The organism is Algoriella sp. (assembly GCF_036647415.1).
GTDB lineage: Bacteria > Bacteroidota > Bacteroidia > Flavobacteriales > Weeksellaceae > Empedobacter.
The window spans coordinates 1-16,083 of sequence record NZ_JAVXKG010000050.1; the positions used below are offsets into that span (position 1 = coordinate 1).

Here is a 16,083-nt window from a genome sequence, read left to right on the forward strand (position 1 = left end):
GAAAGGAGGACTTCTTCCAACGGGATTGTATTAAATTGTTTGCAGTTCATTTTTAAATTTTTCTGTGATTTTTGGTAAAAGACTTACCTAATTACCATAGTCTTGATAATCAAATTATTATCTCAATTTTTTACCTTACCTTAAGATACCTAATTACCAGGATTTTCTTTTATAGGTAAGTTTAGGTAGTTCCAATTAATTTGATAGGCCTTAATAACAATATGGTTTTCAAATATTTAAAAGATTTAGGTAGGTAGGTAAATGATAATGTAGTATTAAAATTAATTTGCGATTTTCAACCGAATGAGATAACCGTAAATTTGCCTTTGTGGATGTTTAACTCTGGGAAATTTGAAAGACGATAAAGCCCTTCCAATTTTCAAATGGTTGAGACGAATTCCTTGAGAATTGAGATTAATCATCACTTCTGTTGCGGTTTTAAATTCTTCCAGATTGTCAGATGCTTCATAAAATTTACTTACCATTTCCTGCTCTAAAGTCATTTGTGTGAATCGTTCATTACGTTTTTCGTTTTCGGAAATATCTGCTAAAGTGAGTTCAGGATTGTAATTTTTTCGTTTGTAAGCGTTGAAATAAGCTTGAGCCCAAACTTTGTCAATATCAATTTCAGATGAATAATTGAAGTTGATTTTCTCGATGACTTCAAAAATAATCCAACGAACACTTCCAGATTCGTCTGTTAGAAAGTCTGTTTTGTTTGTAGAACCCACGAAACTGCAAATTCTTTCCAGATATTCGGCTTTCCTTGCATAAGGCAATCTTTCGTTGATATGCGTTTTTGAGATCATCGCTTTCAAAGAGTTGATGTCAGCCTTTGCCAAAACCGAAAGTTCATCTAAATTGATAATCAAATTTTTGCACAATTTGATTCTGCTATCTTTATCCAAACCAATATCTTCCGACAGGTAATTCGTTAGTTTTCTAGGAATAAAAAATCTTAAGAATGTTGACTTTCCACTATTCTGAATGGTATTTGCCAAAACCAAACAATGCTTATTGATTTTCTCCTTTTCTAAAGCACAAAAGACCGCTCTGGTAAACCATTTCTCAACGTGATACAGAAATTTTTCATCATCGTTAGTCTTCACATAGCTGCATAATTTTGCGATATGATCTTCGCCATCCCAATCCTCCAAACTTTCAATATATTCTGAAATAGGATTATACTGTTCTATCAAGTGGCTTCTGACCAAGATTTCCAACTTATTAATCGGTATATTAATTCCACATTGAATGAGCTCTATATACAATGAGTTTAAATTTAGATCTGCCCATTTTTTATCTTGTATCAGTTTGATTTCAAACTCTAGAGAGATGGTGTTAAATCTTAATGAATATTTCGAATTGAGATAATTTAGAGTGCGATCAAAAATGGTTTTGCCTTCTGTACCATTTTGATACAGAGTGTTTTTCTCTTCCATAAAAACATCTGGGTATTGTGGAAACAGAAACAAATAATTATTATATTTGTATTTTACTTCCAAGTAAAACAAAGATTTTAAGCCTAACTACTGCTATAGTTAGGCTTTATTTTTTGCGTAAAGAAAATTCTATGGCTTCTTGTTGAATTTCATCATTTGATTTATGGCTGTTTTTTAACAACCATTCGTCAATTTTTTTGCGTTCAAAAAAGAGAACTTTCCCGTTAGGTTTAGAAAAAGGAATACTGTTGGAATGAACTAACTTGTAGATATAGGATTTTTTAAATCCGGTGTAATCTGAAAGTTCTTCGACATTCAGAATTTCCTTTAAACCGAAAATATGTTTTTCAATTCGGTTGAGTTTGTGCAGAATGATTTCGTTATTTTCCATTGCTTTCGTTTAACAAATTTAATGAAGCAAAAGTCACCATGGAAAACCATAAAAACAATAGGATCAAACGCTTAAAGGCGAAATAAGAATGATTTGGATTAATCTGGAATGTCAAAAGTCTAAATAAGAATAATCTGGATTAAAATAGATTCAGTACAATTTTACTAACAAAAATATTACTTTAACTAAAATATATTTTTTACAGTTCGATATTTAGTTCAGGGATAATCTCAGCAGCTTCCTTCATTTTGCTATCCACTATTTTTGCATAAATCTGTGTAGTTCTCAATTCTCTATGTCCTAATCTTTTGGAAACTGTATAAATATCTGCACCATTTTCCAAAAGTAAAACAGCATTCGTATGTCGAGCTGAATGAAAAGTAATATGTTTCGGAACCGCAGCACGATTGCACCAGCGGATAATTTCAGTATTGTAGGTCATTCCATATTTCAAACCTTTGAGAACTCTTTCTTGCGGATCTTGTCTTTCGCCCAACAATTCTCTGGCTTGTTTTGAAATATAAAGATATTCTACACCCTCTGTTTTTTCTTGTCTGAAATTGATTCTAGAAATATCACCATTATCGATGCAGCTTTAAACTTGTTGAAATAAGAATACTTGGAGTTCTGAGAAAGAGGTAAATCACTCTTACTGATTGCATCTTTTTCAAAGTATTTCCGAACTTTTTTAATGAAAAATTCATCAATTTTCTCAAAAGTTAAATTCTTTGGAACTACTTTTTTCAAATGCTGGTAAGTAGAGAACCAATTACCATAATTATTTGACGAATCGAGCGTTCGCTTTTCCTCAGCAAGATTAGCGAAGAAATTTAAAAATACCCGTTTAGCTTTCGCAGTATTTTTCAACTCAAATCTTCCTTGTGCATATTCAGCTTTTCGAATTGCAATTACATTTTCTGCAAATTCCAAAGCTTCTTTATTTTCTTTTTTTTCTTTGGCAGTTTTTGGATCAATAATTAGATAGGTATTTAAATTTCAAAATTTCTCAGATGCTTTCTTTTTCCGTCATCAGTAATTTCAGAACCACGGTAAAACTCGATTGACAGACTAATCCTTCTGTCTTTTAATTTTCTTTGACTAAGTGATATTTTCATAAATTCTATTTTGTACCACTTCTGTACTACTTTTGACTATTTTCAAGGTCTGAAGTAGTACAGAAGTGGTACAAATATAGAAATATAGTCCAATAAGAGAAAATAAAATTTATCTAAACGCCTGATAGTCAATCAAAAGAAAGAAAAAGAAATCAAAGAAAAAGCTAATTTATTTCCCGATACAGAAAGTTTCTTCTTAGTGTTTATGCGGTGTTATAAACAATTAGTATCCAATTTATGTATTGTGTGATAAATTCACTAAGATTTTGACACAATATAACTTTTGATTTTAGATGATATTCCATCTAAGATCTCAGCTAATTTTTTTTCATAAACTGATGTGAAATTGTGTGAAATAAAACTTCTTAACTTTTCAAGCTGTTCTTTTGTTAAATAATATTCTTTTGGTTCTCTTCCATCAAATAGACAAACTTCTATTTCATCTGAAATTTGTTTGAAAAAGTTATAAATTAATTGTTTCTCTTCTTTAGATAACCCATTCAGTAGTTTTACATAAGATTCAATTATTTCTTTTTCAGCAAATTCTTTGGTTAGCCCCATACTCAGATATTTGTTATTAATTATACCAATAGTTTGAGCATCTTTAAAACCAGAGCCTTGATAACAATTTTGAATATCATTAACAGATAATTCTAAATTATGAAATATACAATTCGTAAACTTTTCCCAAATGCATCCGGAATAAAGCGATAGTATTGTATGATAACATAAAAATTCATCTCTTGAAAATATCCAATGATTTACCCCTTCTTTAATTGAATATTCAATACGTCCCCATGGTTTTTTAGAAAAATCATCCCATGAAATCACAATATTTTCAACTTTTGGTTCAAGTTGAACATTATTCAGTAAGATATTAGCTATAAAATGACCTATTTCGTGAGAAAGTACATTGGTAATTAGTCTGATATTTGTTTTTCGTAAAAAATCTCCCATATTATCACTTTTAATAGTTAGTTGTTACTCTGTACTCTTTATCATTCCATTTGTTATCATAGTAGTTTTTTATTAATCCTTTAGATTTTAATCTTTCCAATAAAATTCTATTATATTCAGTTTTATTAAATGTTGGTTTTTTACTCTTAAATAAATTATCATAATTCCAAATACTACTTAATAATTTAGTAATATCATCATTAGTAATTTTCTCAAAATACAGATTAATTAATTTTATTCTTTTTTCTTCTCCCAATAAATTAATAACTACAGATTTTAATGTTTCAACACTCAACTCAATAACATTTGATTTCTGTAAAATAATTTCTCCTACTAATTTAGACGTTTCTTTATTGAGTGTTATTGTACTTTCTTCCAATTTATTAATGTAATCGAATTTATTTTCCAAACTAATTTTATTGGATTTCAATATTAATAAAACATCATCTTCATCCGTGTCAAATTCACTTATTTTTTCAATGAATTTTTTAAAATCTCTTTCAATTAAGATTATGTGATTATTTGGAAAATGCTCTCTTAACAAATCATAGTTTGATTTAGTTGTAGTAAGAATTTTATTAGCTAAACTAACAACTTTATCCTCATCTAAAGTTTCAAATTCTAATTTATTGTATCTAAAACAGATGCTATCTAATAGTTTCTTATAGGTTTCGTATGTAATTTCATTACATAGTAAAATGTTTTTTTCAAAGAGTTCATTCTCTTTTATCAATTTAATTTTAGATAATTCTTCATTAACATTTTCAAATTCTAAGTACTCAATTAGATTATCATTTATTATATTTTCAGATATTGTATAATAGTCGATTACATTATTCCATTTTGGAATAACTTTGTTATTTAAAAGTAAATGTGCTTTTATACTCAAATCATTGATTTTATTCAATTCAACAATTTTTGTTTCTACTTTTTGAATAATTTTAATCTTTAATACTTTATCTAATTTTTCATTATTTAAAAGTTTGATTAAATTTTCTTCTATTTCAAATTTATTTTCTTCTATTTTTAGATATATGTTTTCAGCATAGGTATTAATATCTGAATTAATATATTCAATCAATGGATAGCATTCTGAATTTAAAATCTCTGAGTAATTAGATTGCTTAAATTCATTTTCCTCATATTTCTCACCAAATCCTAAAAGCATCTTTGAAATATTATTTTCATTGATTTCATAATGGTTATTAAAATAAATATATTCCAATAACTCACTACTTATAGCACTATCATTATTGATTTCCTCAAATTTAATATCTAACTCCTTTAGATAATTCATAATTTGTCGTCTGATTAGTCCATATAATTCGCCATGCTGATCTGATTCTCTATGTAAATAGGTTTCTACAGATAATATATTATCCGAATTCTGATTAATAAAATCTTTCATTAAAGCACCATTCTGATTATTTATAAATGTTGAAACATCTACATATCTAATGATTAGTTTTACATATTTGATTATTTTCTCATGCCATAGTCCCAATAAATAGTTTCCCAAAAACTTTTCCATTCTTCAATAAGCTTAATTATAAAATTATCTACTGAGGTTTTATTTTCATCAATGAATTCATCTATAAACTGTATAGATTTTGTTTTTTCGTTAGATAAGAGAAATATAACCGCATCATATTTTTTAGAATAACTACTATAGTTATTACCCAGAAAATCAACTAAATCAAAGTTTAAAATTGTTTCTCTGTTAAAATATCTTAGATCTATCCTACCTGTTAAGGTTTCAATTTTGTTTAATTTATAATTGAATTCTGTAGCATATCCACTTTTTACATTTCTTTCAAAAGTGAAATCCTCTTTTGTTATTGATACTTCGTGGAATAAGGATATATAATCATTATAATTTTCGTTTATATAACCGTTTAAAATTAAATTCCTTAACAATTTATTATCTGAAAAATCACCCAAATACTGATTTACATCAACTTCGATAAATATTTGTTTTAAGTCCCAATTTTGTATTTGTGATTTTTTACTCTTTAACTTATCAATATCATTTTTTAATGAATTAATTTTATCATTTTGCTTTGATTCTATTAATTCAACCCTTTCTTCATAAGTAAATTTAGGATTGACTTCATTTTCTATTTCAGAAAACTTAAAGTCAAAATCATTATCGAACAAATCGCCATAACCTCTATTATGATATTTATAACTTAATTTTTGTTTTGAGACTAAATCATCAAAGTCATTATCGAAGGTAAGTTTATTGATAAGAGCATTTGCGGGTAACTTCGATAATATTTTTAGAAAATATATATTTTTTAACTCTTCAATGTCTGTTAATGTTTCATTACCAATTTTTTCTATTTTGATAGTTTTATCCGTGATTTCTTCATCAATCTTAGTAATAAGATTCTCTATGTAATTTTTTTTATTATTTATTAAATCATATAATTTCCCTTTCTTCTTACCAAGTAATGTAAAATCTGTTGGATAGAGGTTTTTATAAGTAATTATTGCAAATAATTCATCGCTTTTTTTAATGAATTCTGGTTTTAAGGTTTTTCTATAGATGACAAATTCTTGGAAGATATTTGTTAATAATCTCATATCAATATCGTCAATAAAAGTTGTAATATCCGAGATAAACTCTTTGGTAAATATATTCTGATTTAATCCAGATTCTTTTATTAATAAACTCAACTGTTCATCTGCATTAGAAGAATTAACAAAAGGAATAACAGGAACTATATATTCAAAAAATTTAACTCTCTCTTTTCTATCTTTAAACAAATCATCTCCAACAGCATATACAAAATTAATTTCTCTATCTATAAGTAATGAATTATTCAGTAATATGTTGATTTCTCTAAGTTTTGTAAATATATCAGTACTGTCAAATCTATCTAAATCTTCAATTATTACAACATTATATTTAGTACGTTCAAAGAAGTAAAGTATTTCTTCTAAATGTTCGTTAAAAACAGACTTATTTACATTGTCTCCTAATTCTAATTCTCCTTTAATATTTACTTTACTAATTTTCGAATTACTAAAAAGATTAATAACGAGTTTTGATAATATTCCTAAACCAGTCAGTGATATAAAAAAAATTGGTAAACTCCACCAATCAAAATTATCTTTTGTATTCCAATTAGTTGGATCAATTTTATCTAAATAATTATATTTTAATAGTAAAGTTGTAGAAATAACCCATAAAATAAAAGCTACTGATATTCCAAATATTCTCCAACTCGAAATATTATCTATTCTTTTAAATCGAGATTCTGGAATTTGTTGTGGTTTAACGTGATAAAATATCTGTTGTAAAATACTTACTTCTAATAATCTTTCTATTTCTTCTTTCTGGATTTTTCTTTCAGCTGAACTAATTTCATTATCATCTTCTTTTTTGTTAAAAGAAGCTAAGGATATATTTAGATATTCGTATTTAGGATTTAATTCTTTAAATGTTCCAATTATAGTACTTTTCCCCGAACCATAACCACCGGTCAAAGCGATATTACTAATTCCTTTCGTATTAATTGATTCTTTCAGTTTATCTAAATATGGCTGGATTTTCTCAATATCCTCTGTTTTAGTTAATACTTTTGGAGCAAGCGAACTTAGTAGAGTTTCGGTTTTCTCCACATCAATTTCTCTATTTCTAAAGAATTTCGAAAATAAATATCTCTTCATAAATATGTGAATTGTACATTCTTACAAATTTAACTAAAAAAGTCCTCTTTTCAAAAGAAGACTTTTCCACAATTATCATAAAATCAACAGATTCTACAATTTTACTTTTTAACGATTACTAACTCATATTTATTTTAAAAGTTAATTTTTGAAGATGTTCTACATTTAGAATCACTCAATACTAATCAATCTTTTCGATATAATTGAAAAAGAACATTCCCTCCGTAGCAGTTCCAAGAGAACCACCACCTCCTTCAACATAAGAGAATTTAATTTTTCTTCCTTCCACCAACAAATCTTTTAGTTCCTTATAATCCTTAAAACTTAAATCATATCTTCCCTCCCAACCATCTTTTATGTTACCATTCTTATTGTATAAATCATTAGGTTCTACATTAACTATAATATCTTTATTTACAAAGGAATCCATATCACTATGTAAATTATCAAACTCTTTAGAAGTTTTGGTTATATGAATTTTATAATCACTATCCCCATCATTATTGATTACTTTCTTTATTTCTCCATATAAAAAATAGTATTTCTTAAATACATCTGAGAATGTATCACCATCTTCGTAATAACTTTTATCTATTAATTTATTGTATGTGAAATTATCTGATAATGTAGAATTTAAGAACACCTTTTTTTTACTTTTAACTGTTTGAAATTGGTATTCTTCTTTATAGTCAGTTGATTGAACTAACACCCTATAATTTTCAGTTGTTTCAATATATGATACAAATAAATTGAAATTGTAAATATTATTTTCATCTACCAATTCAAATTTTTGCATCTGAAAATCATCATCATATTTGACATTTTTCACTTTGAATATTCTTTCAAAATTTAAGCTTTTCATTATAAAAGTATCAGATGTTAATTCTAACTTCCAATCAGATTTATCAACCGAACTTTTAACATTTGGTTTTTTCCATAAAACTGTTGGACTTTGTAGAAGGATATATTCTAAATTATTATCATAAATTTTCGGTTTATTATTTTCTTCTGTGTATGATTCGGTTGGAATATTAAACCCCTTTTTTATTTTTGATTCTTCAACTATTTTGGAAGTAATATTTTTCTGTACTTTGATTTTTTTATTACCAATCCTCCTAACAGTAAATGACATCATTCCTTTCTGTAAGTTATATCGCGTTTTAAAAATACTTATTTGTAAATCTTTTTCTATAGATTTTAATCCAAAAATTCCTAAATAATCATCAGTTACAGATTCGTCAATCTTAAACATTGAATCATTCCCGATATCATCAACAATAAATTTTCCACCAATAATTCTATCATCCCATCCTATCATTTTTAATTGAGTACCTCCAAACAATAAATTTACAGCAAAGGTATAACCAGAAACTCTCTTTATATAAGTAGCAATTCCCGATTTATCTTTCTCTTTAAACTGATAACCATTAATTTTTATTTCGTTTTCAACCTCTTGTTTTGTTAAATTGAAAAAATTTTCAATATTTGAAAATTTTCCGAAATTTTGTGAATACAGAAGACACATATTCAGCATTAAAATAAGTAAAATAATTTTTTTTAGTTTTGTTTTCATAATTTATTTAAGTTTTCAATTTTAGATACATTTTCTCAACATTCCTTACTGTAAACCGTAATTTGATGTAAAAACAAAAAAAACAGGCTTGAGACATTATCTCTACCTGTTTTTGAGGTGGTCGAATACCTATCCACAAAGTAAAGCAACGCTCAAGCCATAGCCTGAACATTTCGCTTAACTTATTCCTGTGGATATTCTGAAGTTTCGACCTTTCAAAAACAGATTTCAGTTCGCTAAATGTATTTTTTAATATGTGATTATCTTATTTCTTTCTAATAATATTGGTTTTGTGGGGTAAATCTAAAACTTTTATCTAATTCTTACAACGTTTCTAATTCATAATTTCAATTCAAATCAAAATTAATACTGTTCTCCGTTCGATATTTCTTTGAATGATAATATATTCTGATTTTATAATTAAATGTTGTAAACATTGTTTAAAATTTATTCTACAAAGAAAACCTCAGCTCTTAAAATAAAATTTTAATTTTCTAAATAAGCTAAGGTTTATAAAATCAATACCTCTTCTGGATTGAATTTAATACAGTCATCATTGCTAAAATGACAATATCTTTTTCCCTTTCAGTTTTTAAGCTTTTAACAAAATCAGTATATTTTGTAGGAAAAGTTTTACTTAAATCATCATAATATTGTTGGAAAATTTCATCATCAAAAGAAATATCTTTAGTCATTACTTTTGATGGTTCAGATTTATTTTCCACTTTTTTTTGTATTTCCAACCTTTCTTTCACAGCCTTATTTAACCGATTTTTCCAATCACCAAATTTATCTGAATTTTTCTCATAGGAGTTTTTAATCGTCAGTGTAATTTCATATTCGTCAAAATCTTCTTCTACAAATCTACTGAGGCAAAATTCTAAGGTATCTGATTCTTTAATACCGTGGTTAGAACAGTTCAAACTAAGTAGTTTAATAAAATTATTCCTATTACCAATTTTATATTTCTGTCTCTTCTCTGTAAATTCAATCATTTCATCCATTTCCAAAGCAAAAATATCTACATTCTCAACAATAGTATCTACATTGCTTATCTCTTCAAAATTAAAAATCTCAGATTCTTTGTTATAAAAAATTTGTTCATCATAAGAATAAAAACACAATCGAGAAACATCACATGTTGATGTGTCAAATTCTACATCAAGCTTTGTCTCATAATAATTAACCAATTTTTTATATAATTCAGTATGTTTCTTTAGATCCTTATTATTAGTTTGAACAATAATTTTCATTCCTCCCGAAGGCGAAGAAAATGCAACTGTTGTGTATAATATATCTTTAACTTTTTTTAAAATTTTTTGATACGTTTCTACATCTTCAATTCCATCAATATCAAGAACCATCCAACCATAGTAAGTTATTAAATTTTCGATTTTTCTACCATATTTGGAAAATTTCCCGCTAATTGTAAAAGCAGGAATTTTATTCTTTAACTTCTTTGTTTCTTCGGTCTTCCCCTCCTTGTCAAACAGTTTTATATACGGTATAATAGCTCTATGATAAGTACCCGTTTTGATGTCGTTTACAATTTCATCTAAATCAGTATATCTGCTGCATTTATTAAATCCCTCATAAATATTAAACTTTAGATTTTCCATCTTTTAGAAATTTTAAAGTTTAACATTGAGGCTTTTTCACCTGATTTTTCAACACTACTTCTTTTTTTAGAGAATAAATATTCATCTAATTCGGAAATTTCAAAGTAAAGATTCTTTCCCCAAGGACGGTATGAAGTTAGTATTCCTTTAGCAGCTTTCCCTCTTACTGTTCGCACACCTAAACCTAAATAAAAAGCCGCTTCTTTTGTTGTTAGCATTCTTCTTTCAAAGAAATATCTATCTTCTTCTCTTTGGAATGTTTCAAATTTGTTTACCATAATTTCATTATTTAATTATAGTGCAAATATTCAGAAACTACATCTCGGGGGTAAATAGAAAAAACCCGAGATACTTCTCGGGCTATTTTAAGAATCGTTACTATTATCATCTACAATTTTCCGTATATTTGGATTTAAATATTGGTCATTCTTAATTCTATTAAGTCGTTCTTTTAATGATTTTTCAACATCTTTTATAATGGTATCATTTTTTTTAAAAGAGAAACAATTAATTAAACTGGTTCTGAATTGTTTGTCATCCGAATAGTCGGGTCTAACTAAAAGTTCAATTAATGTTAGAATTGATAACCATCTGCTATTGGGATTTTTCCATAAAATTGGTTTAATATCTTTAAATCTTTTTTCTTTAAAAACACTTACAAAATCAATAGCGTTCGTTTCATTTTCATCTATAAACTCTTCTTTTACCAAATTGTTATAAATCTTTACTAATTCTTCTTCACTGTAATAGCTATTGTAACTAAGATTATTTTTCAATTTATATCTCTGGTTTTCATCTAAATCACGTTTTTTAGAATTCAAAAAGGATAAATATTTATAACTACCATATAGTAAACCTATTCCAATTGCTACCGCCCATAAATTCTTAATTTTATTTTCATCTTTTAAATTGAAAAAACTTACATCAATTGTTAAATCTTCAAAGTAGTTTGAATAATCATTAAGTTTTCTGTTTAAATTATATTTTCCAACTGTACTTTTGATGTTTTCTTCAACACGCTCAATTTCTTTGTTGAAATTTTCCAAATTAGGAGATTTTCTCTCATAATCTGATTTATAATCTTCATAGGTATAAATAGAAATTTCTTCCCTTTTATTTTTTAATTTTTCATATATCCAATTTGAAGTGTACTTTAAATATTTTTCAATTTGATCTCTCTCAGGAAACACATTAATATGAGCTTTCGTAGTTCTACCCTCAAAAGAAATCAAGTGTTCTATCAATGGTGATTGATTATATTTTCCCCAAACTTCTAATTTTTCTGTGTAAGTAGTTTTTATTCCATATAATTCATCATTAATTTTCAACATTGAATCTTTATCTAAACTTTCCTCATCTTCGATTAACAAATTGTAAATGTTTTTTACATTATTAAAATCAATAATAAAAATATCTACTCCTTGAGAATCATAATAAGATGGTATTAACATTTGAAAAAGTAACTCCTCATCATCAATTAACTTACCAGTTTCATCATAATAATACATTGTTATTTATATTTTGTAGAACTACAAATATAAATCAGGAATTTTAGATACTGCATCAATTTTCTTTTTATCAATCACTTTTCCATAAATTTCTGTGGTTTTCAGATGTCGGTGTCCTAATAACTTACTAACTGTATAAATATCTGTATTCATTGTTAATTGTAATGTAGCAAAAGTATGTCGTGAACTGTGATAAGTAATATGTTTATCGATTCCAGCTTCTTTTACCCATTTATGTAATTTTTTGTTGTGGTACACACTATAAGTTAGATTTTCAAATAACAGTACATCCTCTTCTTTCCTTTCTCCCAAAAGTTTTACAGCCTGTTCATTTATCGGAAGATTTTCCACACCTTTAGTTTTCTGTTGTATATATTTTAAAATCCACCCATTTTCAGAATCATAGAACAAATTTTTCCACTTCAGAGATTTGACATCAGAAAATCTTAATCCCGTTAGTGAACTAAAAATGAATGATTGTTTCAAGATCGGTACTTCACATTCGGTTTTTACCAATTTTTGTAATTCTTCCAAAGTAAGGTATTCTCTGTTGGTTTCTTTCTCTTTTATTGTTTTAACTCTCAATATAGGATTCTCAGAAATCATTTTATTCCTATGTGCTTCTTTCAATGCGGTTCTAACCTTATTGAAGTATGATAACGCTGTATTCTGTGATAATCTTCCACCATTATTGGATATTTTTTCCTTCAGAATATACTCTTTAAAATTCTCCAAAAACATTTCATCAATTTTAGAAATCTGAATATCGACTCCTTTACAAAAAACAGTTAAATGTTTCAATGTACTAAACCAATTTCCGTGAGTTCCCTTTGAATCATATTTCTTTTCAACCAACTCATTAAAGTAGTTCAAAAATCCAATTTTACCACTCGTACTACTTACGAATCCGTGTTTCCTCGAATTAAATTCCAACACTTTTTGAGCTTTTATAGATTCAGCAAGTTGCAATGTTTCTCTGTTGTAATCTTTCTCAATTATCGTTTTTGGTTTATCGTAGATATAAAGTTTTAGAAATTCATAACTCCTTTTTTGAGTTAAACTATCGTGGAACATCAAAAACAAACTATTCATTTTTACACGTCCTTTTTCAATACTTTTTTTACTAAGTTTCCCCTCTCTGATTTTTAAATAAACTTTCATTTTTCTTAGGTTTTGTTACTAATTGTGATGTAACATTCCCCCTAAGTCAGTTCGGAAACAACAGTAAACGTGTGGTATTAACCTAATTACTTAGATTTGTAAATCATTAGTTTACTTTCTATCAGTGAAACTAACCACATTCTAACAGCTGTTAAGCAGTGGCAGTATGTATTAATTATTTACCTAATTTTTAAACACAAAAAAATCCAAACTTCTCGTTTGGATTCTCTTTACATTGTTAAATAAATTTTCGACCACCTCAATTGTAGGATGGTGTTAAGTCCTTACTTTTATTTTTAAATCACAACAATTCTATAAACTTATTTTTCACTTTGTTCTCCACATTAATAATTTCCGATATAAATTTCATCGTATTTGTATTTTCATTATTGAGAACACATCTAATTTTTTGTTCTATAGTATCATTTGATACTATCATCATTAATAAAATTGAAAATCAACTACTAAATTTTAAACCTCACAGCAGTAAACTCCTCTGTGGTTTAAAATCTACTACTTAATTTCCCTTTACCTCCCTAAAAATCGGTGGTTTTTGGCTGAATTCCTTTTTTTTATCTATGTTATTTGTTGTATTTATAGTTATTTTACTCTAATAAATCACTACTAATACTAAATATAAAATATCCTCTTTATAATATCTCTTATATAATATATATACTTATATAATATATTCATATTCAATGGTATATACTATATACATATAGGCATCAACATTTAGTAAAGAATAATTAAGAGAACAAACAACTATTAAGAAAATAACAGTTAAAAACACCATTTACGTTTTTAAAGAAGTTACAACATTTTAAATCAGTTCATCTGTATAATTCCATTAAAAATACATTTAAAACGATTTATGAGTTTATAACATTGTAAATTTTGAATGTTTGAAGAATAATCTCAACTGATATTATTTAATTCTGATTTCAAAAGAAAATGTTTCTTCCCAACACGGATTGTTTTTAGTTCTCCGTTTTTAATCAATTTTCTGATTGTAGATTCAGAAATATTCATCAATAAACAGACTTCTTTTATAGTGAGATATGTTTTCTTCTGAACATCTTCAATGGAAACTACTTTCAGTTGTTTGAGTTTTACCTCTGTTTGAAATTCCTCTTTTGATTTTTGAAGTTTCTCATCCTTTAGTTTTTTCTTATAATCCTTTTGATTACATCTGTGAGTACAATATTTTGTAGAGAATGTTTTAGCGATGAATTTCTCTTTACAGAAGACACAAATCTTCTCAATCCTAATGTTACTGCTCATTTGATACTTTCCGATTTTCTATATGTTAATAATCTCTCTCAGTATTTGTGGGTATCTACCATTATTTAGGTGTATTTACCATTCAAATTTCTCTTAGAGTATCCTAAAATTCATTTTTTTAGAGATTAAAAACAACGGAGTATCACATTTAGTGGTATAAAATATGTCAACAAATGTCAGAAAATGTCACTTAACACTTTCTATTTTTCCTTTATTAATGCGGGTTGTATTGTTGTATTATGATGCTTAGAAAATGGTGATTACTTTCCGATACAAAATTTAGAAAAAATATTTCCCAAAACTTCATCATTTGTCACTTCGCCTGAAATCTCACCAAGATGTTCTAAAGCATTTCTTAGTTCATAAGCTAAAAGCTCTGTAGAAATCTGGAAAGTAATGGCTTCCTTCACTTTATTTACGGCATCCAAAGATTTTCCTAAAGCTTCAAAGTGACGCTGATTGGTAATGATTACGTTGCTTTCTTCCGATTTTAGTTGTTCTACATAAGAGGATAATTCGTCTTTCAAATCTTGCATATTTTGATTTTCAACTGCAGAAATAGTGATGAAATCAAAATCTTGTGAGATTTCTTTTCGGAAAATATTTTCCACCAATTCGTATTGGGTAGGAGAAACTTCATCTATTTTTGTTGCACAGATTATCAATTTTAAATCATCTCTTTGCAGAGATTTTATCATCTCGATGTCTTCAGAAAAGTCTTTTGTAGCTGCATCAGCGAGGTAAACTAGAATATTGGCATTTTCAACTTTTTCTTTTGCCTTTTTTACACCGATTGCTTCGATTTCATCGGCTGTCTCACGTAAACCGGCGGTATCAATTAGTCTGAATGCATGACCTTTGATATGAAGTATTTCTTCAATCGTATCTCTCGTCGTACCTGCGATATTGCTCACAATCGCTCTTTCTTCTTTTAGTAAAGCGTTCAGAAGAGTAGATTTTCCTGCATTTGGTTTTCCGATAATGGCAACGGCGGTTCCGTTCTTAATGGCATTTCCGTATTGGAAACTTTCAATAAGAGAATTTAATTTAGTTTCAATTTTATCAAGCAATTGATTCAGGGCGGTTCTGTCTGCGAATTCTACGTCTTCTTCGGCAAAATCAAGTTCTAATTCAATTAAAGAAACAAAATTTAATAGATCGGTTCTTAGAAAAGAAATTTCGTTGGTAATTCCGCCTTTTAGCTGATTTAACGCTACTTTTCTTGAAGCTTCATTTTCTGAAGCAATCAAATCGGCAATCGATTCGGCTTGGCTTAAATCAATTCTTCCATTCATGAAAGCGCGCATCGTAAATTCACCTGCTTTTGCCATTCTTGCTCCGTTTTTAATAAGAACTTC

12 protein-coding genes and 1 pseudogene are annotated in these 16,083 nt (G+C 27.4%); all 13 read right to left on the reverse strand.

Annotation, left to right across the window (positions count from 1 at the left end):
• Window positions 1-281: 281 nt before the first annotated feature.
• Window positions 282-1,505 carry a VapE domain-containing protein gene (locus tag RSC72_RS14815; RefSeq protein WP_332578603.1) on the reverse strand — a complete coding sequence of 408 codons (1,224 nt, stop codon included), beginning with the start codon at window positions 1,503-1,505 and terminating at the stop codon, window positions 282-284.
• Window positions 1,506-1,548: 43 nt separating this feature from the next.
• A complete protein-coding gene (locus RSC72_RS14820) occupies window positions 1,549-1,833 on the reverse strand; it encodes a helix-turn-helix transcriptional regulator (protein WP_332578604.1) in 285 nt (94 codons plus the stop codon).
• A 199-nt stretch (window positions 1,834-2,032) separates the two neighbouring features.
• Window positions 2,033-2,275: a tyrosine-type recombinase/integrase gene (locus RSC72_RS14825; protein ID WP_332578605.1), complete on the reverse strand. Its 243-nt coding sequence runs from the start codon at window positions 2,273-2,275 to the stop codon at window positions 2,033-2,035.
• A gap of 89 nt (window positions 2,276-2,364) precedes the next feature.
• Complete coding sequence (locus RSC72_RS14830; RefSeq protein ID WP_332578606.1) at window positions 2,365-2,763, reverse strand: phage integrase SAM-like domain-containing protein; 399 nt, start codon at window positions 2,761-2,763, stop codon at window positions 2,365-2,367.
• Window positions 2,764-3,206: 443 nt separating this feature from the next.
• Entirely contained in the window at window positions 3,207-3,905 is a 699-nt protein-coding gene (locus tag RSC72_RS14835; RefSeq protein WP_332578607.1) for a hypothetical protein, read from the reverse strand.
• Between the two features lie 10 nt (window positions 3,906-3,915).
• Window positions 3,916-7,580, reverse strand: a pseudogene (locus RSC72_RS15860) (YobI family P-loop NTPase).
• 181 nt (window positions 7,581-7,761) lie between these two features.
• Window positions 7,762-9,153, reverse strand: a complete 1,392-nt coding sequence (locus RSC72_RS14850) for a hypothetical protein (RefSeq protein WP_332578610.1) — start codon at window positions 9,151-9,153, stop codon at window positions 7,762-7,764.
• Between the two features lie 518 nt (window positions 9,154-9,671).
• Complete coding sequence (locus RSC72_RS14855) at window positions 9,672-10,772, reverse strand: BT4734/BF3469 family protein (RefSeq protein ID WP_332578611.1); 1,101 nt, start codon at window positions 10,770-10,772, stop codon at window positions 9,672-9,674.
• A complete protein-coding gene (locus RSC72_RS14860; protein WP_332578612.1) occupies window positions 10,760-11,050 on the reverse strand; it encodes a helix-turn-helix domain-containing protein in 291 nt (96 codons plus the stop codon). Before RSC72_RS14860 ends, RSC72_RS14855 begins: the two co-directional genes overlap by 13 nt.
• Before the next feature lie 87 nt (window positions 11,051-11,137).
• A complete protein-coding gene (locus RSC72_RS14865) occupies window positions 11,138-12,280 on the reverse strand; it encodes a hypothetical protein (protein WP_332578613.1) in 1,143 nt (380 codons plus the stop codon).
• A 21-nt stretch (window positions 12,281-12,301) separates the two neighbouring features.
• A complete protein-coding gene (locus RSC72_RS14870; protein WP_332578614.1) occupies window positions 12,302-13,441 on the reverse strand; it encodes a tyrosine-type recombinase/integrase in 1,140 nt (379 codons plus the stop codon).
• Between the two features lie 918 nt (window positions 13,442-14,359).
• On the reverse strand, window positions 14,360-14,725 hold the full coding sequence (locus RSC72_RS14875; protein ID WP_294198975.1) for a helix-turn-helix domain-containing protein: 366 nt from the start codon (window positions 14,723-14,725) through the stop codon (window positions 14,360-14,362).
• Between the two features lie 260 nt (window positions 14,726-14,985).
• Window positions 14,986-16,083: tRNA uridine-5-carboxymethylaminomethyl(34) synthesis GTPase MnmE (gene mnmE, locus RSC72_RS14880; RefSeq protein WP_332578615.1), on the reverse strand; the 1,098-nt coding region annotated here is incomplete at its 5' end.

Coding starts and splice junctions, on each gene's coding strand:
- RSC72_RS14820 (WP_332578604.1), bottom strand. CDS start 1,833: ATGGAAAATAACGAAATCATTCTGCACAAACTCAACCGAATTGAAAAA.
- RSC72_RS14825 (WP_332578605.1), bottom strand. CDS start 2,275: ATGACCTACAATACTGAAATTATCCGCTGGTGCAATCGTGCTGCGGTT.
- RSC72_RS14835 (WP_332578607.1), bottom strand. CDS start 3,905: ATGGGAGATTTTTTACGAAAAACAAATATCAGACTAATTACCAATGTA.
- RSC72_RS14850 (WP_332578610.1), bottom strand. CDS start 9,153: ATGAAAACAAAACTAAAAAAAATTATTTTACTTATTTTAATGCTGAAT.
- RSC72_RS14855 (WP_332578611.1), bottom strand. CDS start 10,772: ATGGAAAATCTAAAGTTTAATATTTATGAGGGATTTAATAAATGCAGC.
- RSC72_RS14860 (WP_332578612.1), bottom strand. CDS start 11,050: ATGGTAAACAAATTTGAAACATTCCAAAGAGAAGAAGATAGATATTTC.
- RSC72_RS14865 (WP_332578613.1), bottom strand. CDS start 12,280: ATGTATTATTATGATGAAACTGGTAAGTTAATTGATGATGAGGAGTTA.
- RSC72_RS14870 (WP_332578614.1), bottom strand. CDS start 13,441: ATGAAAGTTTATTTAAAAATCAGAGAGGGGAAACTTAGTAAAAAAAGT.
- RSC72_RS14875 (WP_294198975.1), bottom strand. CDS start 14,725: ATGAGCAGTAACATTAGGATTGAGAAGATTTGTGTCTTCTGTAAAGAG.